The following is a 25,144-nucleotide window of genomic DNA, read 5'->3' as shown; positions in this document are numbered from 1 at the left end:
GGAAGCTTTCTGTGAAAATATAGCGGCAGTCAAAGTACTTTCAGCAGTCCAGCGGAGAGCTCAATGCGAATAGCGGTTCTGTCTGACATCCATAGCAATATTTATGCCCTCGATGCCATTGTTGCTGATCTAAAAAAGAGAGGCGCCGATCTAACGGTGAACCTGGGTGATATTTTATATGGCCCTATTGCGCCACGACTCACCTATGAACGCTTAATGGAGCAAGGTTACACGACTATTCGCGGTAATCAGGACCGGCAAATATATGAAGCCACACCTACCGAAATAGAAAGCAACCCAACTCTGCAATTTATTCTGAAAGACCTTGGTGTTGAACCACTATTATGGATGAAGCAGTTACCACCCAGCTTACAAATCACCGATGAAGTCTTTCTTTGCCATGGAACACCCAGTAGTGACCTCATATATCTGCTGGAAGATACCAGCAGCGGCCGCCCCCAGATACGTTCCAACCATGAAATCCTCAACCTCCTTGGAAAGATTTCCTCAAAAGTAATTCTATGTGGGCATACACATCAACCACGCTGTATCTCTGTCAGTAGTGGCCAGCTGGTCGTAAATCCAGGCAGCGCTGGGCTACCGGCTTATACTGACAGTGAACCGCAACCCCATATTATGGAAACCTTTAGCCCCCATGCGAGTTACGCCCTGATAGAGAGAAGCAAAAATGGAGCCTGGAGCGCAGAATTTTTTAAGGTAAGTTATGATGCAGATAAAGCTGCCCGAGCTGCTATTGCGCAAGGGAGAGATGACTGGGGTTTCTATCTATCAACCGGACGAGCCAGCTAGGTAAATCTGCTTACACAGGATATTGGATAAAAGGAAATTCGCTAAATGGAAGATTATCGCCCTTGGGATATGGAACTAAATACCTTCATAATGCTGCTTCATCTAAGTCAATTGGCTTGGATCGTAATTCCTGGTGCTGGTTTTGTTTTACCCATTATTATGTGGGCAACAACAAGGGACCGTTCTCAAGAAATCGATAAACACGGCAAGATGATATTTAACTGGATGTTAAGCTTGCTTATCTATTCTATTATTTCCGTCATACTGATATTTTTTATTATCGGTATTTTTGGGCTGATTGCATTAGCAATAATCAATGTTATATTTATTGTGATTGGTGCAATCCGGGCTAATGAAGGCCAATTCTGGCGCTACCCACTCAGTATTCGATTTTTTGGTTAAATAGTTAACCGTACCTTCCAGATGGAAAATCGGGAGAGCACCTCCCGATTTCCCTTGGCTATAAGCCAGTAATCTCTACAATTACTTTCAGCAAATTAGCGCCGATTAGTAGTAACCAGAGATATCATCAGTGATAGGACCGAGAGCACGGTAAGCGTTAGAAATGTCTACGCCGTTTGAGCGCTCACCACAGGCCAAGCCACCACACTCGTACCAGTCAGGATCAGAGAACCAATCGTACTGGGTAACGTTTTCGCCGTATTTCCAAGGGTAAGCCATGATGGTAGAGAACTTGTTATCTACACCGTGACCCATACCGTAAGAGTAAACGCCACCAGAGGTATCACCCTGCTTGGTTGAGTGAAGCAGACCCATATTGTGGCCCAGCTCGTGAACGAAGGTGTTATAACCACAGTCAACGCCAGTTACGCTGTAAGCACGCTCTTTTGCGCTGGAGTACATGGTGCCATTGCTACCCTGTCCAACCCAGGCAATACCACAGGTGATGTAGGTGTTGCCGTCGATTACAGTTTCTTCAGCTTTACCCAGGAAAACCACCATATCCGCCTTTTCAGAGGAACGCCAGTCATTCACAGTGTCGTGGAAGGTAATCAGGTCCAGGGTTTCTTCGTTAACACGGAGATCGGAGCTGGTAGCTTGCCAGGTGTCTACCAGGTTCAACTGGATATCAATACCATTCCTTGAAAAGGAATTGTTCGCATAGCTGATATAGCTATCGATCTTGGCTGAGATATCACCGGTATACTCCGCAGCTGGTGCAGTGTACATAATAGCGATATCGACGGTATCGGCACTCGCAGCGCCAGAAACAGTCAGTGCTGCAATAGCAGCGGCCAGGCTTTTCTTCAGGTTCATTATAAGACTCCTTTTATTATAATAAGTAGTGCACACTCCTCCCCCAGCAATTAATTAAAATTGCTGCCCAAAGGAGTAACAATACGCTTTTAATACCCTGACTCGATTAAAAAACTATCCCTAGTCTTTTAACCGCCTGAGGAGACGAGCCCCCGGTATCTGCAGGATTTACTTGGGCCTTCCTTTGCCTGATTATTAATTCAAAGCATAATTACCTTGAATCAATTTATTCTTATTTGAAGTCGTTTAGCGGTACATCGTCATCCGACCAGGTCTTTTCACGAGGTGCTTCCGAGGACATATCCGTATCGTGTTTCTCTACGTGGTTTTTAATTAATGCACCATTAGGCGCTATCCATGCATAACTACCCTGACCTTCCATAGTATATGACCCGGAAGGTAGGTTTAGCTGTGCATAAACAGAGTTTGCTCCGAGTGTAAAAGTTGCGCCATGCAGGCGAGTCATCCCCGGAAAATTTAATTGTACGCTTTTGTTGCCACTGGCATGCTCTTCGATACTGCCAACCTGAGCATCGTAATCACCTTCAATACCTGGCAAGTCAATGTCGACGTAATCACCAACTGTGAGATTCCGGAGCATATCAATATCCAGCTCGAGATAGGTTTCACCATTGAGATCTACGGGTAGGCGGCCATTTTCATGAAGAGCTTCCCTGGCCATCTCTGACTCAACCCAAAGTGCTTTTTCTTCATCACTTTCGAGGAGCTCCTCTTCACCCACCTGAACCTCCTCAGGTTTAAGCGGCTCTGCTTTTTGAGTAGATTTACTGATAGCTGGCTTGGGCTTTTCCAGCTCAGCGACTGGTTTTTGACCTTCAGATTGGCTTTTGGACCAAACGAAATACCCTGCTGCCACTGCAATGGCGACGAGAGGAATTATTTTTCTCACAAGCTTTTCTCTCAAAATAATGCTACGTGCAACGGCAAAGCACGTCCTATCGACAGCTTAACCAGCCCTACCTCATGTTGGCATCTTTACGATTCTTAACATTCGATATTTAGTTGAGACGATCGATCCTAATTATCACGCAGCTTTTTTTTGGGAAATTTTTCACATAATTTTCATAAAAATTGAACAGAATCTAAATTATTTTTCAAAACTGTGGGGAACGTCGGAATTAAAGCAGACATATTTCACGAAAACCCTTTTTGCACCAAATTAGTTCAAGCCAAATACCAGTGGCGAGATTCCCCCAAATACGATCAGGAGCACCTGCAAAAACCAAAAAATAAGTTTCACAAGAAACAAATTTGGTAGATTTTTAAGCAGAATTAATAATTTCAGTGTACGAAAGGCAATAGAAGAAAAAAGTTGAAGCTCAAAATTTCTCTTCGATTTTGGAATAGAATTTTCTGTTAGAAAAAAGTGAATATAAGGACAAACTGGAAAATCGTAACTAGGCAGGCAATTCAGACAATCTATTTATTCTTGATTGGGTAGAGATAAAGCTGTACGGAGTAACTTCAGCGCACAGCAGTTAATTGGCTAATGGTGACACCGTTACTCAACTCGATAGCGCAACAACACCAAATTATCCAGGACTATATTTTTTGACCAGATAAATTTAGCACCACTGCCATAAAACTGTTTCCGAAAATTCATATACGCCGCTTTATTGTCCACACCTATCTGCTGCTCCGTGTACTCTGTCGCATAAGGCCAAGAAAGATAGCGATCGTCGACTTTCCAATTTTTCGGAATATCCCAGTGCAGAGAATAGACTTGTGCACCTGGTTTTGGGGGCCTCTCAGCACAGTCCGAGGAGGTTCGCTCTTCTCCCCGCTCTTTCATGCACCCCAAATCATAAATAGGTGCAGTATAAAAAGTTTGTGCATGCCACTTTGAATTCGTTTTGGTACCGTCAGAAAAGCTGGCAATAAAGCCACCGTCACCAGCGTGAGTGCGGACACCTCTATTACTCTCTGTGCCCTCCCCTAAGTTCTCCTCCCAGTCAACCGCTTTTACAGCGATATCGTAGGGTCTCTTTACCCTGAACTTAACCACACTGGAGTTAAATGGCGTAAATGGAACCGGATCAACAGCAACTAACTTGCCATTGATATATAGCTCAAAATAATTGTCGGCAAAGATATAACCGGTAACCACCTCGCCTTCTTTGTCGATATCGACCACCGGTACCTTTGTAAGATCCATATCATCCAATGAGGATGGAGTGACCCCAGAGCACTGGTTATAGAGATCTGCAGCAAAGTACCGCTTGCTGTAATTCACTTCAGCCGGAACGGTAAAGGCTTTGCCCTCTACCTGCTTCACCCCCATTGGCGACAACCGGGAGCGACCGGAAGCACAGGAAAACAGGTTCTCCGTTTCTACTTTGGCAGAACCCTCAGCCACCGCCCCATTGCTCGAGTAAGGGTTTTCCAGAGACCAGGCATTTGCCGTAATCGATATAAGGCCCAGGAAGGCCGCCTGATATCGTTTTCCCATCGTTCCAACCTCCTTTCGAGAGACAGCTATAGTCGTAAGCTCACCAAGCTGTAGCCCTATTAATCTGACAAGCTGCAAGCTTAATGATTTACAAAGTAATCAAAATGCACTTTTTACCTTCTATATAGAAAGCTAACACAGTAAGAGAGTAATAGTTGCCGGGGTCAACAATTCTTAACCCTGTAGCCGAGGCAGCTTTAAGAATATTTACACGAAAGGGGTAAAACAGAGGGGGGGTTAACGGCACCCGGCCTTAAGCAGATCGGGTGCCGTTAAAGAAGGGCATTAAGCGGGCTTGGTTCGCACCCACTTATGATCAAAGAAACCGCTGACAAAGCCAGCCAACACTATAGCCATCAACAGTAGCCATATCAGCTTTTCCGGCTTATCACTGGGAGTCGGCTCTGCAACCTGCTCCAGCTTCTGGCCACTGACCTGTTGCGCAGCATTGGCGCTGCTAACCTGAGGGTTATCCAATACCTGGGCATTGGCCAGGGCCGCAAGGCCGAACCCTAGTGCCTGCTGATTGACGAATTCCTTGAACTTGTCATTGTCGGTAGCCACATCAAACTGATTTGCCAGCTCGGTGTAGGTCTCTACCATTTTCTCCAGGGTTTCAGGCTTCGCATCCCAATATCCCTTGCGCACCGCTTCCAGCATTCGCTCCAACATCTGGGCCAGGGCCTCGGCATTGTGCTCTTCGAAGAATTCGCGCATGTCCATTTCATATTTGTCATCCACGTAGACTTCAAACATTTCCTGCCATTGGTCGTCGCGAATGGTTTCCGGAGTCATTACTTCCCAGCCCCACATATTGTTGACGCGATCCAGGATAGCGGTAGCGCCTGCGTAGCCGGAGTCCTGCATCGCTTCAATCCAGCGGGGGTGGAAGTAACGGCTGCGCATTTCCTGGTTGACGAACTCCGCAAGGGTTTGCGCTTTTACGTTATCTTTGCGACGCAAATTGGAAACATACATTTCCGGCGTTGCGCCATCCAGATTGCGAACCGCCAGACCGATACCGCCAAAGTATTGGAAGGGATCGTCATTGGTCATCATGGCGTAGAGGTTGGTGGAGCGGGAAAAAATCACCCCATCAGTGCCAGATAGCACCTTGCCGTACAGCTCAACACTGCGCTGATCCTCGCTCCAGCGGGATTCATCTTTGCCATAGGCAAAGCCCATACGGCGCATATAGAGGTCAGCGAGCTTGTCATCCCCCTCCCAACTGTCAGAAGCCAGGCTGGCGGCGGCAAGGCCCGTTCCATAGTTGCCGCTTTCATTGGAGAAGATACGCACCGATGACAAATAGCGAGCATCCTCTTCACTGTTGCCGTCTTCCAACAGTTGCTGTTGCAATGCCTGGCTGTGGCGGTAGACAAAGTTATTGTCTTCTTTCATCTGCGCCACTTTATCAATGGCTTCTGCCAACCACAGCATCACGTTGGGGAAAGCATCCCGATAAAGGCCTGTCGCAGAGATTACGACATCAATACGCGGGCGCTTTAATTCCGAATAGGGAATAACTTCTGTACCGGTAACATTGCCCTGCTGGTTCCACTTGGGTTTTAGGCCCAGGGCGTGCAGGATCTGGGCTTCCAGGGCACCCTGGTGGCGCATGGTTTCAAGGGACCACAGGGAGAAAGCCAACTTGTCCGGAAAGCGGCCATGCTTTGCATGGTAGTCAGCAATGGTCTGGTCCATCAGCTGAACACCAGCTTCATAGGCTTCCTTCGACGGCACCTTAGCCGGGTTAAAGCCAATCAGGTTACGACCGGTGGGCACCGCCTGCGGGTTGCGAATCGGGTCACCCCCATGGCTTACAGGAATGTAGTTACCATCGAGTGCCGACATCAGGTTTTCCAGCTCGGCAATTTTGGCAAAGTTATCGGAGTATTCCCGGGCCTGATCCAACTGGGCCCGCAAGGGCTCAGAAACCTGCTCCAGCTCACCGCCCTCTAGGAAGGTATCCAGCAACTGGAACCCCGCCTGCGCTTCCAAAGCCACAACATTGCGCTCGTCCCGGGTTTGCTCTTCCGGCAAACGCAACCCGTGCTCCGCCTCATATTCATCCGCTGCGGTGATAAACCCTTCACCCAACATTTGCAGCATGGTGCTGGTGAGGTGTTCGGTTTTGGGCAGCTGACCAAAACGATGGATGCCCAGCGGCTGGCTCATCTCTGCCAATTGACCCAAATGATCCTGCAAGCGGCTCAGTTGGCCATCAAAATCCGCACTTAAGGCTTCAGCACTGATTTCCAGATCCTTGAGCATATTGAGCTCTTCGGCCAGACTGATAATACGCTGTTGGGTATTGGCCCGGGTCTGCCCCTCAGACAATACCAGGTAATTGCCAATTAACTCGGACAACTCAGCCACTTCCGCATATAGGCCCGCTTTCGCAAAGCCTGGGGTCAAGTGGCTGATCATGGTGGCACGGCCACGGCGCTTGGCCTGCATAGCCTCTCCCACATTATCGATAATGTAGGGGTAGAACACCGGGATATTTCCCAGGGCCAAGCTAGGTGCATCGTAAACCGACAGGCCCCGCTCTTTGCCACTGAGCCACTCCTGGGAGCCATGGGTTCCAAGGTGAATATAGGCATCGGCACCAAAGGTTTCCCGCGCATAGAGGTAAACCGCCAGGTAGGCGTGGTTCACCGGGGTTTTCATATCGTGGTATAGGGAAGAGTGATCCTTGGCATTGTCCGCGCGAACGCCTTGCGGCAACACAATCAAATTGCCAAGGGTCATCCGGGGAATAACAAATGCAGGCTCGCCGTTATGTTCGGCCAACATGGCATTGTCTTCCGGCTTGCCCCAACGCTCTACAATAGGATCCCGTACAGTTGCAGGCAGTTGGTCAAACCAGGCTTGATAGGTGGACAGCGGCATCCAATCAGCCAGCCCTTTATCGATCAAGGCTACGCTGTCTTCGCGACGATAATAAGGGCGCAACAACTGCCCGGCCCAATCGATAAGGGTTTTTGAATCCCTGATATGTACCTCATAGCCTCTTTCGCGCATTGCCTGGGCAATCGACTCAATCGAGCTGGGTACATCCAGGAAAGCCGCACCGATATTTTTTTCCCCGGGCGGGTAGTTCCAAATAAACGTTGCCACCTTTTTATTGGTGTTGCTTTGATAAGCGAGGGAGGCGTGATTCCAGGCGCGCTCTATCAAGGCCTGCATCTGTACATCCATCACTACTTTATTGCCGTCTTTATTAGCAGCGATAATCACCGGATCGATGCTGCCAGTATCTTCAGGCATTACCAGGAAGAATGGAGTCAGGGATGGAGATACACCGCTATTATCAGCAAAATATTCTTCTTCGCTGCCCTCGGTGTAATTGAGCGCGTGAATAACCGGCACTCCCAACTTCTCAAATTCAGCGCGGCGCTTGCTGACATAGTGCAGGGAGCGGTAATTAATCATCAAGTCGACACGGGTATTGCCGCTGTCGGTTTGCAATAAGTCTGGATAGGAAAGCGGCAAGTCTTCGCCTTCAAAGAAGAAGGCGAAAGCCTTGGCACCTTTAGCCTCAAGACCATTCAACAGGGTGTCGACAACCTGCTGCTGCTCGTAATCCACCACGGAGCGATGGATAGCCACGGCAATCACTGGCTGCTTCTCAGCAGGCTTTAACCAGTCAAAGAAAAATTCCTCTTTGTCGGTGACAAGCTGCTCCAGGCGGGGATGATAAAAACCTACCTTGGGTACAATTATCGGTTCCGGTACTGAGCCACTGGAAAGGTCAAATACCTCTGCCGACAAAAACTGCATCATATGACGGTAGTTTTTGCGGCCCGCATTATTAAAATAAGCGGCAATCGCCCGATGCTCGGACTCTGCCAACCCCTGGTTCATGGACTTATTATCTGCATCCCCCAGGGAAATCACCGGAACTTGCGGATGCTTGGCCAGCATTGGCTGGAACTTGCCAAACATAAAAGCAGAAAGCGCCGGGTTGATGCCATCCAGCATTATCAGTTCAGCGGAAGACCAAGCCAGGTCGATTTCCTCATCGTTCTTACCTTTGCTGTTAAAGATCTCCAGCTCAAAGGGTTGGTCTGCAGAGAGATCAGCCAGCAATGTACCTTTTGCCTTGGCCGTGTGGCTCGACATCATCAAGAGTACTTTGGGTTTATCGCTGGCCTGGGCAAAGGTTGCAAAAGCCAAGCTCATCAACAGGCACACAAAACGTGCCCACAGTTTATTACGCACCACTAATTCCCCCCCGAAGCTTTTTCACCGGTGGGAGCATCTTTACCTTCCCCTTCCGGTACATAAACCAGGCTGCCATCGGCCATCTGGTAAGCCACTCCCGCACGGGTGCCCTCCCCTGAGCCAATTTCCCCGGTGGATTTGTATTGTTTGATTTCCTTACCGTCCTTGACGATCACTTCCATATTGGGTTCGCCGGCATTTTTAATCACCGTGACCTTTTCATTGGAAAAAACGTTCAAGGGATTTTGCGCAATGGCAATCAGCAGCGCGGCGATAATGACCAGAAACACATCGATCAGGTTCACCGCACTCAGAATAGGATTCAGTTCTTCATCTTCGTCGAGGAAGCGCATCAGTCGGCCTCCTTCAGCTTGCGGATATTAATAAGCTCAGAGGCAAACCAGCGTTTTTTCACTGAGGCAGGCCAAAAGGTAATCGTGGAGATCACCAAGCCCCAGATCACAGCGGCGAAAGCAATAATCAGGTTTTCACTGATTCCCTGGATATTGCCATCGGCCAGGGCGCGAAGTGCCGGCCCCATGGGAATCATGGTGGCAATCAAACCCAACATGGGCGCGATCCGGGTAGCCATGCGAAGAAGTTCCAGTTTTCTCAACGCAAAAACTTCCAACTCGTCGTCACATGCCAAAGGGTTATTCACGTAAAAGTTGTGTACTTGGTAGCCCGGCAGGCGCTCAACCCGACCTTGCTTCAATGCCAACCGATAGGCTCCGGCATTTTTGCGGCGAAGCATCCACAGTGAAATAAAGCGCCCAGCGGCATAAAGCGAGTAGATAAAAAGTACCAGGATCGCCAGTAATACTGGGGCCATAAACAGGTCGGCCACATCCGCCATTAAGGTCTCAATTGATTGAATATTCACTGCAAGCCTCCCAAGCCCCACTATTGATGCCGTTCACAAATTTGAGCGGAAAGTACCCAAAGAAACTTTTAAGGTCAAATTTAATCTAATTGATATTGATTCGCATTTACCTTTACATTTTAATAAGTATCCATATAATCTCGCTCCGAACTGGTCGACAAGACCAAGCGAAAGGGCAACCAGAGACCCTTAACGAGCAGACCGAATCAACGACATCAAGGAATTCACCATGAAACGTCGCCCACTAGCAGCAGCCATTTTGGGCTTAGCCTCCGCCTCAAACCTGTACGCAGAGACCCCGACCTCTCCGTCCAGCAATGAACTCGAGCTGATCGTCGTCAGCGGGCGCGCAGAAAAACCCCTGAAAGACGTTGCGGGCAGCGTTTCCGTGGTGACCAATGAAGAAATTGAGCAGCTTCAGCTCAATGACATGAACCAGCTGTTCCAATACGAACCTGGCGTTGAAGTAACTGGTGAGGCTGGCGGCGCACAGAATATTCTGGTGCGCGGCATGGGCGGTGACCGTGTACTGATTATCAAAGACGGTATGCGGGTGAACGAGGGTTATGGCGCCAATGGCCAAAACGACATTATTGGTCGCGGCTTTATTGAAGTGGACACCCTGAAGCAGGTTGAAGTTGCCAAAGGCGCAGCCTCCTCCCTATACGGTTCAGACGCCCTTGCTGGTATCGTAGTATTTACCACCAAAGATGCTTCCGACTACTTGGAAGATGGCGAGCAGTTTGGCGGCTCTATCAAGACTGGCTACAACGGCATCACCAGCCAGAAAAATGTTTCTCCTACCCTCGCCCTGCGCACCGGCAATTTTGAGCAACTGCTGCACACCACCTTCCGCGATGGTGAAGAACAGCAGAACTACGACGAAACCCAGGACCCCTTCGAGATTGAATCGAAGAGCATCCTGTACAAAGGTAAATACAACCTGGGTGGCGAAGACTTTATCAGCTTCAGCATCGACCACTGGAACCAGGAAACTGTCGGCGACAGTGCCGATGGCCTGCTGTATTACTTTCGCGGACTGGCCGACTACGGCTACAACATCGTCGCAGAACAATCTGTTTCCGACAAAGAGACCACTGCATACCAGCTCCGCTACCACAGCGAGACCCCAACTGCGATTTACGATCAGGTAAATATCAGCTTGTACAACAACAAGTCTGAACAGGAAGACGAGCAGTACGGCCAACTGGACATCAACGCCCCCATGTTCGGTGTGATCGAAATCCGCGACATGTGGGAAACCGGCCTCTACCGCCAGGACACTATCGGCCTGCTGTCCAACGCCAGCAAAACCCTGAATGAGACCCACACCCTGGGTTACGGCCTGGACCTGGAGCAAACCGAGAGCGAGCGTACCGTTCACCAATACCGTGAAGTTGCGGGTAGCTCCACCCTGGACTCCACCACCGAGAAATTCCCAGAAAACGAGGTGGCGCGCGCCGGCCTGTTTATCAATGACGAAATGTCATTCTCCAATGGCCAGCTGACCGTTACCCCGGGCCTGCGCTACGACTGGTACGAAATGGACCCCAACGGTGCATTGAAGTCAGATGACACTCCATTTGCCACCATTGAAGAAAGCAATGTTTCCTTCAACCTGGGCGCGCTGTACCGAATCAATCCGAAACTGTCCGCCTTTGCCCAATACGGACAGGGCTTTAAAGTGCCAGCCTACGATTTAGCTTATATCGAGCACTACCTGCAGCCGACCTCCAGTTACATATACGAAGTTCTACCCGCCGACGATCTGTCACCGGAAACCAGTGACACCTTCGAACTCGGCCTGCGCGGGCACCTGGGCCCGGTAGCTTTTAGTACTGCAGCGTTTTATACCGAATACGATGATTTCCTGGAAACCACTTTAATTCACCAAGAGTTTGTAAATGGTGATGACGGCAGTTTCTCCCATGTATTTGAACAGTACCAGTACCAGAACATCGAATCTGTCACCATCAAAGGTATAGAGGCGAGCGCCAGCTGGTACCTGTCTCCAACAATCGAGTTGTTTGCAAATGCCAGCTACCAGCGCGGCGAAAACGACACCACCGGTGAATACCTAACCAGCATCAGCCCACTTTCTGGCGTGGTCGGTGCAAGCTACAGCGGCGCCAAACTCTCCAGCCAGGTACTGGTGCGCTGGGCAGACCGCATGGAAAAAGTGAACGACGGCGCTACTGAAACTGCCGGTTATGGCACTGTAGACTGGACCCTGGGTTATCAGGTAATGGACTCCATGTCTGTGAACTTGGCAGTTAACAACCTGATGGATAAATACTACGTTCCCTACCTGAATGTTGCAGGCTGGGATGAAGGTAGCGATCTTTCTGTCAATGCGGCGCCGGGGCGTACTTTCTCTGCGTCAATCAGATACGATTTTTAATTAACGAGTTTTACACTCTCCTATCTCGCAAATAAGTCCCTTGATGGCCGTACTCCCATGCGGCCTTTTTTTATTTTGCGGCGTCAAAAAATACAATTAATCCGTGTAAATCTTCTCCATCATTTCTTTAACTTCTGCCTGGTATAGCCGCAACGCTTTTAACAGCTCAAGTCTGAACAGCGGCATATAAAGCAAGTACACTAGCTGATAAATTGGGTTCGCAGAGTGCATTTTGAAATAACACTGTCTCTCCCAGTGACTTGCCCCACCCTTCATTTCGGTAATGGTGTAACTGAAATGGCCCGTGATGTGTTTAGTAATTGGTAAAAATAATAGAACCAGCGCACCACCGTAAATCGTCTTCCCCTCCCAGGAAATTTTGTTGGGCCGCTCATAATTTATTAATTGATGCTTCATTACGTGGTAGCCAGTAATCCCCCAATATTTTTCGATCGCCACGCTACCTACAGTAGACTTATCGCCCCCCAGATTGTATTCCGCAAATAAAGTGTTCGGATATTTGCTTTCCCAATTTCGCAGGTCTACCACATAATCAAACAAGGCTTCGGGCGGGGCTTGTATAATGGCAGCATTTTTGTAGAAGTAGGACTTGTCTTTAAAATACAGCACCAGGCAAATCAACACATACAGAATAATTACCGCATATATGATGTCTAGTATCATCAACTGCCTCCACCACTAAAAAACTTAATACCGGCACTGATATAAATGAACTAGAAAGTCACAAGCCTAATTATAGAAGAATAAAAAAAAGCCATAGATTTACGGCCTGAATTCAAAATAAATAAAGATAACAATCAATTTAAGAGAGGCGATTAAATGATCGCAGAAGTGGATATAAATTTCATGGCTAATCGGTCTGCAAATACCGCCACCCGGCGCGGCTGGGCCCGGCTTGGAGGGAACAACATTTGAAGCGGTACCGGCGGTGGAGTGTACTCTTCTAACAGGCGAACCAGCCTGCCCGCCTGAATATCCGGCCCTACATCCAGTTCTGATTTTAAAATAATGCCACTTCCCTTCAGGCACCACTGGCGAGCCAGCTCCCCGTCATTGGTCACCCGGTCGCCGCGTACCACCACAGTTTGCTCACTCCCCGATCCATCGCGGCCATCGAGAAAGCGCCAGTGGTTATCCAGATTTTCACCGAAACGCATTACCAGACAGTTGTGACCCTTCAGGTCCTCGGGCTTTTGTGGAGTACCTCGCTCTTGTAAATATCTGGGAGAAGCGCAGAGGATGCGCTGCTTTTGGCTCAGGGTCCTGACCCGAAGTGAACTGTCGGTGATTGCGCCGAAACGCAAGGCTATATCAATACCCTGGCCAACAATGTCCACATAACCATCAGACAACAGCAATTCAATAGAAATAGCCGGGTGATCCAGTAAGAAGCGGTCAATTTCCGGGGCCACAATCGCCCGCCCCAAGTCACAGGGGGCACTTACGCGAATGCCACCTGACAGGGTCTGCGCTCCTGATCGAATACGGCTTTCAAGGTCATCCACTTCACCCAGAATCTGTTTAGCACCCTCAATCAGGGTGCGCCCTTCCTCTGTCAGGCTAATTGCCCGGGTTGTTCGATTCAGTAACACCACACCGAAGTGCGACTCCAGTGCCGCAAGGCGCTCGGAAACCCTGCTGGAAGACAGGCCCGAGTCCCGCGCTGCGGCGACCAGGCTACCTTTATCAACAATTTGCAGGAACAACTTGAGATTATCTACCAGCATTGATCGGAAATACCGAATATTGATTTCTATTAATAGCAGTTTATCCGGTAAATCAAAGCAACCACAATACCCCTATCGCAGTCACTACTGCACAGTCACAAACTTACACTAGGGAGTTTCGCTATGGATAACAGTATTCGCATCGGACACATTGCGCTCTCTTTCCACGATGCTAGCGCTCGGGAAGTCTCCAAGGTTCTTGAGGCTCACGGCCACCAAACCAGCTTCAAGTCCGCCCCCCATGAAGCGGCCTTCGAGCTGCTAAAGAACGGAGAAATCGACCTTTTAACTTCCGCCTGGCTGCCTTCCAGCCACGAGGTCTATCTGAATCCCCTACTGGACCAGGTAGAAAAAGTGACCGTGCTGTATGAGCCCTACTGTATCTGGGGTGTGCCGGATTATGTGCCCGAGAAAGCAATTGCCAGCGTTGATGACCTACTCAGCGAACCTGCCCTCACCCGTATGGATCGCCTGATCCAGGGAATCAATCCCGGTGCGGGTATTAGCCGCTTTTCCGCTGAAATGATCCGAGCCTATGGCCTCGATAAGGCAGGTTACGAATTCCGACCGGGAACAGAAGCGGACTGCTTCAACCGTTTTGAAGACGCCGTAGCGCAGGAGCACTGGGTAGTGATCCCCTTGTGGCACCCACAATTTCTTCACAACCGCTACACCATCCGCGCACTAAAAGATCCCAAAGGGCTTCTCGGCACTCAAGATGAAGCAACGCTCGTCGTGCGCAAAGATGCCAAACAGAAGATTGGCAGCACCGCCCTGGCTGCGCTGTCCCAGCTTTATATCGGCAACAAAAAGCTCAGCGCCTTGGAAGATGCTCTGCGCAAACAAGCCAAAACTAAAACACCGTAAAATTTAAGGAAGTCGCAATGAAGTCCTCGAAAATACTATTTGCCGCACTGGCTCTTGCAGGTGTTGGCAGCTTAGCCACCAGTGTCACTCACGCAGCTGAAGCGGATTCCCTGCAAACAGTCACTGAATTCAGCGAATCCCGCGCTGCCGGTGTCACTGTCACCCCCAATGGCCGGGTACTGGTCAGCATGCACCCACTGGATGCGCCAAAACTAAAAGTACTCGAGGTAATGGCAAACGGCTCCAAGCAACCCTTTCCCAATCGAGATTGGGCGGATGGGTCTGAGCAGGGTGAAGTGGGTTTTGGATCAGTAATTGGCATTCACTCTGACAGCAAAGGCATCGTCTGGATTTTGGATATGGGCGGTGAAAATACACCCGTCCAACTTGTCGCCTGGGACAGCGTCAATAATAAACTGCACCAACAGATTGAAATCTCCAAGTCCGCATTAGTGGAAAATTCATTTCCGCAGGATTTTGCCTTGGATGAAAAGCGCCAAAAAATCTACATCGCCGATATGTCCTTCGGTAATTTTAACGGCGCGACCAAACCGGCAATTATTGTCGTCGACCTGAAAACCGGACGCTCTCGGCGCGTACTGGAAAGCGCTAATGAATTTATGCCGCCAAAGCAGGATCTCATCATCGGCGGAGTTTTGCTAGCGGCTAAAACTGAAGGTGATACGAATAAAAGCCTGCACTTTGGTCTCAATCCCATTGCCCTGGACGGCAAGTCTGAATGGCTCTACTTTGGCAGCCTCAGCGGCGATAAAATCTTCCGTCTTCCTGCGGCGCAGTTGGCGGACGCCGATATTTCCGAGAGTAAACTAACCGCACAAATTGAAGAATTTGGCCCCAAAAACCCCAGTGATGGCATTGCAATGGCACCGGAAGGTGGCGTGCTGGTTACCGACCTGCAGAATAACGCCATTGGACTGACCACCCAGGGCAATTACCAAATCCTGCTACAGGACAAACAACTCTCTTGGCCTGACAGCCTCGCTATTAGCAATGGCTGGGTATATATCACCCAGGATCAGCTTCACCAGCATCCTGCTTTCAGTTCTGGCCTTGGTAATGCCAAGCCACCCTACAAGCTGATGCGCTTCCGCTACACTCCATAAACTCCCTCTCACCGCCAGGAGATAGTTGCCCTGGCGGTTTTTTATTAACGTCGAAATAAATTCACCAGTAAACTCAATACCAAACTAACGATAATCATCGATACAATTGGAAAGTAAAAACGGGTGCGCCCCGACTCTACACGAATATCTCCCGGCAAGCGCCCGAACCAGCTGAATAACCCTGGGGAAAAGTGCAATAGCACCCCAACCAACACTAAAATTATTCCTGCGATAATCAACCAGCGGGACATCTATGCACCTCCCTACAGAGTGATTTAACGCCCTGACAATTACCCTGGCGCACTGCCTGGACATTCCCCAGTGACTACTCTATCTATGCTCAATCCCGAGACAAATCGATAGAGGCCATGTGGTGAAATACCCCCTTATTGTAGTTGTCACAACCTGCATCTTTTTAAGTACAGCCGCCAATAGCCAGGGTAATCCTTTGATTTCCCGAGGCACTATCCCGCTCGCCGAAGGGGTTACCCTTACTTCAGTCGCCGGCCCACTTGAATACCCTTGGGGTATAACCAGCCTGCCCGATGGAAGTTTTCTTATCACCCAGCGCAGCGGACAACTCAGAATTGTAAAAGATGGAAAATTATTGGCGGACCCTATCAAGTTTCCAGCAGAAATCTTGTTTCTTGGCCAAGGGGGCCTACTGGATATCGCTGTGAGCCCCACCTTCCCTCAAGACCAGATGCTCTACTTCAGTTATGCCATTGGCAATATGGACAACAACCGACTTGCCATTGGTCGGGCTAAATGGAATAACGGCAAGTTGGAAAACTTTGAAGAGATATTCAAGTCCGCGCAGGGTAAAAATAACGGCGCACACTTCGGTTCCCGGCTCGCCTTCCTACCCGATAAAACGTTGCTGGCTACCATTGGCGATGGCGGTAATCCCCCACAAGAATTCCTCGATATTTTTGCCCGGGAACAGGCCCAAAACCTACAAACCCACTTCGGCTCTATTATTCGTATTAATGGGGACGGTTCAATTCCCGACGACAACCCATTCAAAAACCAAGCAGATGCCCTGCCGCAAATCTGGAGCTTTGGCCACCGCAATCCCCAAGGGTTGGTGATCGATCAACAAAGTGGGGAGATCTGGTCCTCCGAACACGGCCCCGCAGGAGGCGATGAATTGAACCGCCTCAAAGCTGGCAGTAACTATGGCTGGCCAAGGGTCACTTTTGGTCGGGACTACCGGGATGGCTCCAATATAGCCTTCAAAATCGAGGATCCAGAATTTACCTCGCCCGCACTGGCCTGGCTCGATACCCATGCCCCTGGAGGACTGGCCTTCTACACCGGCAATGCCTTCCCCGAATGGAAAGGACGGCTTATTTCCGCCGGGTTAGTTAGCGAAGATTTAAGGATCATTCAGATAAAAGATGGCGCTGCCATTGGCGAGCTAAGGATACCTATTGGGGAGCGTGTACGCGACGCAGAAGTTGGCCAGGATGGCAGTCTTTACATATTGACCGATGGCCCCAAAGGCCGTTTACTGCGCATAGATCCAGCAAAACAATAACTCGAATTTCAAGATATTCGACTAGTTGGGGCGAGGTTCAAAAGTCGCCCTATAAGGCAAGCTATCTATGCGTTTTTTCCGCCCCCTTACCGCCACTCTACTTATGGCCACCTCACTGTGTGTTCAGTCCACCACTCTGATTCACAATGTTTCCGGCTACCAAACTACTGATGATCAACTACTCACGTTCGATGCTTTAGCCTTTGATCAAGGCAAGGTACTGGCAACTGGAAGCTATCAACAGCTGCAAAAGCAATTTCCTACAGCCGATAGAATTGATGCGCAGGGTAAAACCCTACTTCCAGGCCTAATTGATGCCCACGGCCATATGCTGGGCCTGGGCCAACTTACCGGGGAATTGGACTTACGCGATCACTCCCTTGCACAAGCACTCTCAGCCATCAAGAAGTACGCCCGGGATCTGGGGCCCGACGAATGGCTATCGGGCCGTGGCTGGAACCAGGTTACCTGGCCCAACAAAGCTTTCCCAACCCGTAAACAACTGGATAAATTGGAAATCAAGCAGCCAATTTGGTTGCGCAGGGTCGATGGCCACGCAGGTTGGGCCAATTCCAGGGCCCTGGAGTTAGCGGGGATCGACAAGGAAACCCAATCACCAGATGGCGGTGAGATTCTACGGGATGAAAACGGCAACCCGACAGGCATCCTGATCGATAACGCCATGAGCCTGATGTACAAGGCGATACCCGCACCTACTTTAGCCCAGGAGAAAAAGAACCTACAAAATGCATTTACCACCGCTCTCTCCCTGGGATTAACCAGTGTGCATGATGCGGGTATCAGCGAACAGACCCTGAACGCCTACCGAGACCTGGCAAATAAGAAAGCCATCCCGTTGCGTATTTACCCCATGCTTTCAGTAGATAGCCACAATTATGCCCAGTTACTTCAGGCGGGGCATATTGGAGAGCCATCGGACCGGCTGTATATGCGCAGCATCAAACTTTCCGCCGATGGCGCCTTGGGAAGCCGAGGCGCTGCCCTGCTGGAGCCCTACCACGACCGCCCTCAGGAAAAGGGGCTGCTGCTCTACCCGGAAGACAAAATGTTGGCTTTGCTCAAGCTGGCTACCGACAATAACTTCCAGGTTAACGTACATGCAATCGGCGACAGGGCTAACCATATCGTATTGAACCATTTGGAAACCCTAAACAAGGCAGAGAGCCAGGCTAGCTATCGTCATCGCGTGGAGCACGCCCAGGTTATTGAGATGGAAGATATTCCGCGCTTCGCCCGGCTCAACCTGATTGCCTCCATGCAGCCCACTCACGCTACCAGCGATAAGAACATGGCCGGCGACCGCCTGGGGAATGAGCGACTGATCGGCGCCTACGCTTGGCAGACCCTGCTGGAACAAGGCACTCCTATAGCCGCAGGCTCCGACTTCCCTGTAGAACCCGCGAACCCCCTTTTCGGATTACACGCCGCCGTTACCCGCCGCGACCGCCAGGGAGACCCCAGTAAAGGCTGGCGCACAGAAGAAGCTATGACCCTGGAGCAAGCCCTGCGCGCCTTTACCCTGGATGCAGCCTATGCCAGCCATCAGGAGAAAGTCATCGGCAACCTTGAAGCCGGGAAGTTCGCCGATTTTATTTTGCTGGATAAGGATATTTTTACGATAGCTCCCCAGGAGATCTGGAAGGTACAAGTTCTGGAGACCTGGGTTGAAGGAGAACAGGTCTACCGTAAACCCCTTTAGCCAGTCACTAACCTTCACTTTTCCCGCACTTCAAACCGCGAATACCGGCGAAAATCGGTATTCGCAGAAACAACGACCGCCCCATAATTCACCAAGAGCCTTGTATTGCGGTATTGCTATACTACTTTTTGTGAATACAAGAAAACCTTATTGATAAAGCGCATATAGGTTAATGCCTGAAAGAGAAACAAATAGACCGCGCTATGAAGTACATCCAAATACCCGTAAGCGATGCACCTTTATATCTTCTACTCGAAGCAGATCCCTCTAAGAAGAAAATAGACAGCTATTTACCTGAATCCTGGTGTTTCGCAGCAATTGATGCTGGCGCTGTGGAGGGTATATGCGTAGTAAAAGAAATTGATACCGCAATCGCTGAGATTTTCAATATCTCAGTTTCTCCTGAGGTGCGGCAGCAAGGGATTGGATCAAAGCTGTTAAAGTTCTCTCTTTCAGAGCTCACCACCAAAGGAATTCACCGAATAGAGCTGGGCACTGGCACATTCGGTTACCAACTAACCTTTTATCAACGCCATGGGTTCAGGGTTGAATCTGTTGTTAAAGATTATTTTTTACACAACTATGATCAACCCATTGTTGAAGACGGAGTGCAACACAAAGATATGTTGCGACTTTCACTAGATCTTACAATTAGACGACAATAAAACTGTCTGCGGCATAGTGCCTACCCAAAATGGCAGGCTTGTACCTATTAATCATCGCTCAATCATCACCCAACGCGCCGGGATCAAAGTCGTCATAAAGCCATTCAGTTATAAGTGAAAATTTCCTTTCGCCTAATCTAACTTGACCTGCCAAACATCAACATTAAACCACCCACCTTGAATACTGTATTTATAAACAGTAAACTTAAAGTGACCTAGAAAGAACCAAGGGAATACTATGCCAGTAAAACATGAATGGCGAAAAAAAGAAAAATCCCTCTATCTCCCTAAAACTCTACCTGAAGTTATCGACATCCCTAAACTCAATTACATTACTATTCATGAAGAGGGCAGCCCTGCCGGGGAGTCATTCACGAACTGTATCGGTACCCTATATTCCTTGGCTTATGCCATCAAGATGCTTCCCAAAAAAACGGATGAGAAGCCGACTGGATACTTTGATTTTACAGTCTATCCATTAGAGGGAGTCTGGGACATCAATGAAAAGGCCAAAGAGAGCTATTCAGGGAAGATCAAAAAAGAAGATTTAATCTATAAGCTGATGATACGTCAGCCTGATTTTGTCGAGCTACCCTTTTTCAAGGAAATACTTAACTACGTTAAGAACAAAAAACCAAATCCATTACTGAATCAAGTTAACTTTGAGACTATTTTAGAGGGGAAGTGTGTACAAATGCTCCACTTAGGGAGATTTGAGGATGAGCCTATCAGCTTTGAGAAAATGGAAGCCTTTGCTAAAGATCAGGGCTTAAATCGCCTATCCAAGGTACACAAGGAAATTTATCTTTCAGACACAAGAAAAGTGGCACCGGAAAAATTGAAAACCGTATTAAGGTTTCGGGTTAGCTAAACAATGGCTTATTTTCACCCCCACAACCAACTTTTATCATCAGATCCCCCCCAGTATCCAAACCCTATTTTAGTACCAGCTATACACTAACTCTTATCAAGAAACCCTCCAATTCTGAAAGCCATTTATTAAGTTATACACCGGGAATATATTCAAGGTGTTAATGTTTCCAGCTAAGTTAATTAGCGCCTGCGGCTAAACAAGTAAAAGAACTTCACAGAGGGTGAGATCAGAAACCAGCTGAAATACTCACAGACTAAGTTAAACCAATAAAAAAAGCCGCATCGAAGGATGCGGCTTTTTTGTCACGGGGACTATTGCTAATTAGTCCTTAACAGCTACCGTGCTCGCTTTCTTTTCAGGGATCGGGAAGCCACGATCGCGCATTAATGCTTCGATATTGGCATCGCGACCACGGAAAGAGCGGTAAGCGTCTGCCGGGTCCAGCGCATTGCGAGGAGCGAACAAGTATTTCACCAGTCTCGCAGCTACTTCCTTATCGTAGAAGCCACCTTTGGACTCAGCAAAAGCCTCAGAGGCATCGGAGGTCAGTACGTCGGCCCACATGTAGCCGTAGTAGCTGGCCGCGTAGCCTTCACCAGAGAAGATATGACCAAAATGAGGAGAGCGATGACGCATCACCAGTTCATCCGGCATACCCAGCTTCTTCAAAGTTTCACGCTCAAACTTGTCTGGATCGATACCTTCAGGGTCAGCAGTGTGGAACTTCATATCCACCAGTGCAGATGCCAGGTACTCAGTAGTGCTAAAGCCTGAGTTGAACTTGGCTGCTTTCTTGATCTTTTTCACCAGATCCGCAGGGATCGGCTCACCAGTTTTGTAGTGCACCAGATAGTTATCGATTACCGCATCGGTAGACAACCAGCGCTCCAGCAGCTGAGACTGAAACTCAGTGTAGTCACGCACACCGCCATTTAAGGTCGGATAAGTAACGTTGGACGCAAGGAAGTGCAGCGCATGGCCAAACTCGTGGAAGAAAGTCTCTGCATCATCCCAGCTTACCAGTACAGGCTCACCGGGAGCGCCCTTGATAAAGTTGGAGTTGTTGGAAGAGAGAACGTTCTTCTTACCATCGAAAGTGGAGTGGTCGCGGTACATGGTTGCCCAGGCTCCAGAACGCTTACCCGCGCGAGCAAATGGGTCCAGGTACCAGAGGCCGATATGGTCGCCGCTCGTCTTATCGGTAACTTCCCAGACCTTAACATCTTCATGGAATACCGGTACTGAGCCTTCCTTCACTGGAGTGAACTCAAAATTGAACAGCTCTCCAGCCACATAGAACATGGCTTCACGCAGGTTATCCAGCTGCAAGTACTGTTTAACTTCATCGGAGTTCAGGTCGTACTTGGCCTTGCGAACTTTTTCTGCGTAGTAGCGGTAGTCCCAGGGCTCAATAGTGATATTGGCTTTTTCAGCATCAGCCACTGCCTGCATATCAGCCACTTCTTCCTTCACGCGACCAACTGCAGCCGGCCATACCGCTTCCATCAACTCCATGGCACGCTCAGGTGATTTGGCCATACGATCACGCAAGCGCCACTGAGCGTAGTTGTCAAAGCCTTGCAGGCCGACACGCTCATCGCGCAGCTTCAGGATTTCAGCGATAATGGCGTTGTTATCGCGCTCATCACCATTATCACCACGACTGTAGTAATTGGTCCAAATCTGCTTACGCAACTCGCGATTGTCAGAGTAAGTCAGGAAGGGATCCATGGAGGAACGGGTATTGGTAATCGCGTACTTACCTTTTTCGCCCTTCTCTTCCGCCATTGCTGCCGCTGCGGCGACAAAGGAATCCGGTAGGCCGCCCAGCTGATCTTTTGTCAGGAAGATATCGTAACCTTCCTCATCAGCCAGTACATTGTTGGAGAACTTTGTATAGAGCTCCGCCAAGCGCTTGTTGATTTCTGCATAGCGCTCTTTCTTTTCCCCTTCCAGGGTGGCGCCATTGGTTGCGAACTGGGTATATACCAACTCGACTACGCGCTTCTGCTCAGCGTCCAGATCCATCGACTCACGCTGATCATAGATAGACTTGATGCGCTTAAAGAGGGCCTTGTTCTGGTAAATTTTGGACTCGTAGTCAGCCCACAGAGGTGCCAGTTCACGCTGGACCTTACGGAATTCCGGGGAGGACATATTGCCGGCCCAGATTCCATAATAAGAAGATGCACGACCCAACTCTGCACCACTGCGCTCCATCGGAACAAAAGTATTGGCGAAAGTAGGCTTGGCAGGATCGGCGGCGATGGCGTCCAGCTCCGCCAGATTCATCTCAATACCCTTCTCAATTGCGGGCTTGAGATCTTCAAGATTCATCTTGTCAAACGCAGGAACACCACCAAAAGGACCTGTCCACTCCGCCAATAGCATGTTGCTGGCGTGCTCCGGACTAACAGCCATGGACTTCTCGGCATTCACGGTATCTTTGACCACCTCAGCCTGTTGTGTCTTTTCACCACAACCGCCCACTACCGCAAGAGCTGCGGCCACGGATAGTGCGATCATTGTTTGACGCATCGGTATCTCCTCTAGGATAGAGCTTTGTAATAGTTTTAAGAGCGGGAGTTTAACCCCAGTTGGCCTATGCCCGCCAATACTACCGCCATTCTCAGCCAAGGCTGCGACAAAGTGAAAGAAATACACGACGACTTCCTTCGACTTTGACCATATGGTCTAGACACTCCTGCTGCCCACACTTCGGCCGCTTAATAGTCCTTTTCTAAAGTAACCAAATCGGTAAATTCGACCCAAATCCCCTACCCGGTCAAAGTCAGCGTATTTTCGTCACCGCCGGAATCTCACTTAAAACTCAGCATAAATAAAGCCTTCAGCAGCCAGCTAATACAACTCCACACCTTTGTTTACCTTTTGTAAATAAAAGTGCGCTGTCTTGCAGCTAAAACTGAGCCTTTAAATCAGAGGAGTTTTGGAACAGCAATCAAAATTTCACTTACAACAGTAAACGATCTATAAAGCCGCACCTAAACTCAACACAAACAAACAAACACATTTAAATATATTTAGAAAAACCTATTCCCATTCATAATTAGGTGGAAACTTTTCTTCTACTCACAAAATCCTCTCCAACATAAAAGTCACGATTACTGGAAATATTTCCCCCATAAGAAAATGCAATTAGCGACAATCCGTAAAATTATCAGAATATTTACCACATATATCAATGAAATTCGGAAATAAAGCTAAGGGCGCTCAATAAACTCAACCACCTTATGCAATTTTTTATAATTATTTCCATTAAAAAATACTATTAAAACTTCAAAACAATATTTATCTAATCAAGACAGATCGGGCAATATTTAAACGAAAAGCAGGTGCTCTTTTTCAGGCACAAATAACAAATCCGGAAATCTGGCTTTTTATTTTATTTATACATTCGCTCAACTGATTAAAAGTTAGGGATAGACTCATGCAAAAGAAATCCATTTTACCACTTAGCGCAGCTATAGCAGTCTTATCAATGGGTATTGCCTCAGGCTCACAAGCTCAGGCGGTTAGCTGTGGTGACGTAATAACCTCTCCGACCACCCTCGACAGTGATTTAGTCTGCACTATTGCTGATGAATTTTCTGTCGCAATAGCAATTGAGGGACCATCTGGCAGCCTTTCAATGGGAGATTACAGTTTAACCTGTTCCACCAATGAATTTGGCACAGGTATTATTTTACTGGAAAGTGGCGCCCGGCTTAGCGGGGGTAGCGTAATCGGTTGCGGCGATGCTGTGACTGTTGGAGGGGATGGTAACCATTTTGTTACAGGTGTCACTATCACTGATTTTGGTGATGATGCTGTATATGTCGAAAGCGATTTCAATGTGGTCAGCAACATGACAATCACTGGAGATGGGTGGGATTCCGATGAAGGTATCGATATCCAGGGTAATAACAATCTAGTCAACAACAATCTAGTTGAAAATGCTGGTGACGAAGGTATTGAAGTTGCAGGAGACTACAATACGGTTACCTTTAACGAGGTCTATTTTTCAGGAAACGATGGCATTGAAATTGACGGTATTTTTGCAAATATCACCAACAACATATCCGCCTTCAATGGTAGCAGCGGTATTGAAATTGATAGTGACAACGGCACTATCTCTCTAAATAATGTTACTGATAACGAGGAAGGGGGAATCGACCTAGATCAAGGCGATAGTAATAGTATTGTCAATAACAACGTTGTTGATAATGGCACTTATGGAATATTTATTTCGGACGATGAACCTACCAACAATACGATTTCTGGTAATTTCTCTGAGGGCCAAACCTACGACTTATTTGATGCAGTTGACTTTGATTGCACAGGCAGTAATACCTGGCAAAACAATACATTTACCACATCTGATCCCTCTTGTTTAGATTAAATACTTGAGGGAATTTACAAGCAAGCAATTCAAGAACTTATAAATAGCAAACCTCCTTGTCAACCCACTTTAAACCTTAAGGCGATTCTCTTTCCCAAAAAGAGAATCGCCATTCAATTAAAAGGTTGCGCACCC

General features: G+C 48.5%; 20 protein-coding genes. 10 read left to right on the top strand and 10 right to left on the bottom strand.

From position 1 onward, the window contains the following. Nucleotides 1–63 precede the first annotated feature (63 nt). A complete protein-coding gene (locus tag ACJJII_RS16065) occupies nt 64–810 on the top strand; it encodes a metallophosphoesterase family protein (protein ID WP_444916911.1) in 747 nt (248 codons plus the stop codon). 45 nt (nt 811–855) lie between these two features. Further along, nucleotides 856–1,212 carry a DUF4870 domain-containing protein gene (locus ACJJII_RS16060; RefSeq protein ID WP_444896786.1) on the top strand — a complete coding sequence of 119 codons (357 nt, stop codon included), beginning with the start codon at nt 856–858 and terminating at the stop codon, nt 1,210–1,212. Nucleotides 1,213–1,317: 105 nt separating this feature from the next. On the opposite strand, the gene ACJJII_RS16055 is transcribed toward ACJJII_RS16060, so the two are convergent. The 6 genes from ACJJII_RS16055 to ACJJII_RS16030 all read right to left on the bottom strand — a co-directional run bounded on the left by ACJJII_RS16055 (nt 1,318) and on the right by ACJJII_RS16030 (nt 9,671). Further along, nucleotides 1,318–2,088: a zinc-dependent metalloprotease family protein gene (locus ACJJII_RS16055; protein WP_413665268.1), complete on the bottom strand. Its 771-nt coding sequence runs from the start codon at nt 2,086–2,088 to the stop codon at nt 1,318–1,320. Between the two features lie 232 nt (nt 2,089–2,320). Next, nucleotides 2,321–2,998: a protease inhibitor BamI-like protein gene (locus ACJJII_RS16050; RefSeq protein WP_444916910.1), complete on the bottom strand. Its 678-nt coding sequence runs from the start codon at nt 2,996–2,998 to the stop codon at nt 2,321–2,323. A 612-nt stretch (nt 2,999–3,610) separates the two neighbouring features. Continuing rightward, nucleotides 3,611–4,558 carry a hypothetical protein gene (locus ACJJII_RS16045; RefSeq protein WP_444916909.1) on the bottom strand — a complete coding sequence of 316 codons (948 nt, stop codon included), beginning with the start codon at nt 4,556–4,558 and terminating at the stop codon, nt 3,611–3,613. A 285-nt stretch (nt 4,559–4,843) separates the two neighbouring features. Beyond that, a complete protein-coding gene (gene cobN, locus ACJJII_RS16040; protein WP_444916908.1) occupies nt 4,844–8,785 on the bottom strand; it encodes a cobaltochelatase subunit CobN in 3,942 nt (1,313 codons plus the stop codon). Between the two features lie 2 nt (nt 8,786–8,787). Beyond that, nucleotides 8,788–9,141 carry a DUF2149 domain-containing protein gene (locus ACJJII_RS16035; RefSeq protein WP_444896781.1) on the bottom strand — a complete coding sequence of 118 codons (354 nt, stop codon included), beginning with the start codon at nt 9,139–9,141 and terminating at the stop codon, nt 8,788–8,790. Further along, nucleotides 9,141–9,671: a MotA/TolQ/ExbB proton channel family protein gene (locus tag ACJJII_RS16030; protein WP_413665263.1), complete on the bottom strand. Its 531-nt coding sequence runs from the start codon at nt 9,669–9,671 to the stop codon at nt 9,141–9,143. The genes ACJJII_RS16035 and ACJJII_RS16030 overlap by 1 nt, the downstream gene beginning before the upstream one ends. A gap of 229 nt (nt 9,672–9,900) precedes the next feature. Here ACJJII_RS16030 and ACJJII_RS16025 point away from each other — a divergent pair, with 229 nt between their 5' ends. Beyond that, complete coding sequence (locus ACJJII_RS16025; RefSeq protein ID WP_444916907.1) at nt 9,901–12,072, top strand: TonB-dependent hemoglobin/transferrin/lactoferrin family receptor; 2,172 nt, start codon at nt 9,901–9,903, stop codon at nt 12,070–12,072. A 96-nt stretch (nt 12,073–12,168) separates the two neighbouring features. On the opposite strand, the gene ACJJII_RS16020 is transcribed toward ACJJII_RS16025, so the two are convergent. Continuing rightward, complete coding sequence (locus ACJJII_RS16020) at nt 12,169–12,756, bottom strand: SRPBCC family protein (RefSeq protein WP_444896778.1); 588 nt, start codon at nt 12,754–12,756, stop codon at nt 12,169–12,171. Between the two features lie 152 nt (nt 12,757–12,908). Further along, nucleotides 12,909–13,820 carry a LysR family transcriptional regulator gene (locus ACJJII_RS16015; RefSeq protein WP_444916906.1) on the bottom strand — a complete coding sequence of 304 codons (912 nt, stop codon included), beginning with the start codon at nt 13,818–13,820 and terminating at the stop codon, nt 12,909–12,911. 123 nt (nt 13,821–13,943) lie between these two features. Between ACJJII_RS16015 and ACJJII_RS16010 the strand changes: the two genes are divergently transcribed. Both ACJJII_RS16010 and ACJJII_RS16005 read left to right on the top strand, forming a co-directional pair. Next, a complete protein-coding gene (locus ACJJII_RS16010) occupies nt 13,944–14,687 on the top strand; it encodes a glycine betaine ABC transporter substrate-binding protein (RefSeq protein ID WP_444916905.1) in 744 nt (247 codons plus the stop codon). 17 nt (nt 14,688–14,704) lie between these two features. Further along, a complete protein-coding gene (locus ACJJII_RS16005; protein WP_444916904.1) occupies nt 14,705–15,811 on the top strand; it encodes an L-dopachrome tautomerase-related protein in 1,107 nt (368 codons plus the stop codon). Between the two features lie 44 nt (nt 15,812–15,855). Here ACJJII_RS16005 and ACJJII_RS16000 read toward each other — a convergent pair whose 3' ends face one another. Then, nucleotides 15,856–16,062: a DUF2905 domain-containing protein gene (locus ACJJII_RS16000; RefSeq protein WP_282933328.1), complete on the bottom strand. Its 207-nt coding sequence runs from the start codon at nt 16,060–16,062 to the stop codon at nt 15,856–15,858. A 122-nt stretch (nt 16,063–16,184) separates the two neighbouring features. Between ACJJII_RS16000 and ACJJII_RS15995 the strand changes: the two genes are divergently transcribed. From ACJJII_RS15995 to ACJJII_RS15980, 4 genes are all read left to right on the top strand, one after another. After that, entirely contained in the window at nt 16,185–17,351 is a 1,167-nt protein-coding gene (locus ACJJII_RS15995) for a PQQ-dependent sugar dehydrogenase (protein ID WP_444916903.1), read from the top strand. A gap of 67 nt (nt 17,352–17,418) precedes the next feature. Then, a complete protein-coding gene (locus tag ACJJII_RS15990; RefSeq protein ID WP_444916902.1) occupies nt 17,419–19,071 on the top strand; it encodes an amidohydrolase in 1,653 nt (550 codons plus the stop codon). A gap of 203 nt (nt 19,072–19,274) precedes the next feature. Then, nucleotides 19,275–19,736, top strand: a complete 462-nt coding sequence (locus ACJJII_RS15985; protein WP_444916901.1) for a GNAT family N-acetyltransferase — start codon at nt 19,275–19,277, stop codon at nt 19,734–19,736. Between the two features lie 238 nt (nt 19,737–19,974). After that, complete coding sequence (locus tag ACJJII_RS15980) at nt 19,975–20,607, top strand: GyrI-like domain-containing protein (RefSeq protein ID WP_444916900.1); 633 nt, start codon at nt 19,975–19,977, stop codon at nt 20,605–20,607. A 324-nt stretch (nt 20,608–20,931) separates the two neighbouring features. On the opposite strand, the gene ACJJII_RS15975 is transcribed toward ACJJII_RS15980, so the two are convergent. Continuing rightward, entirely contained in the window at nt 20,932–23,148 is a 2,217-nt protein-coding gene (locus tag ACJJII_RS15975) for a M3 family metallopeptidase (RefSeq protein ID WP_444916899.1), read from the bottom strand. Between the two features lie 910 nt (nt 23,149–24,058). On the opposite strand from ACJJII_RS15975, the gene ACJJII_RS15970 reads away from it, so the two are divergent. Next, on the top strand, nt 24,059–25,009 hold the full coding sequence (locus ACJJII_RS15970; protein WP_413665251.1) for a right-handed parallel beta-helix repeat-containing protein: 951 nt from the start codon (nt 24,059–24,061) through the stop codon (nt 25,007–25,009). Nucleotides 25,010–25,144 lie beyond the last annotated feature (135 nt).

The sequence above is a fragment of the Microbulbifer maximicatervae (SeqCode) genome (genome assembly GCF_052467825.1).
The sequence above is the reverse complement of the archived record's forward strand: the minus strand, read 5'-3'. Positions and strand labels throughout refer to the sequence as shown.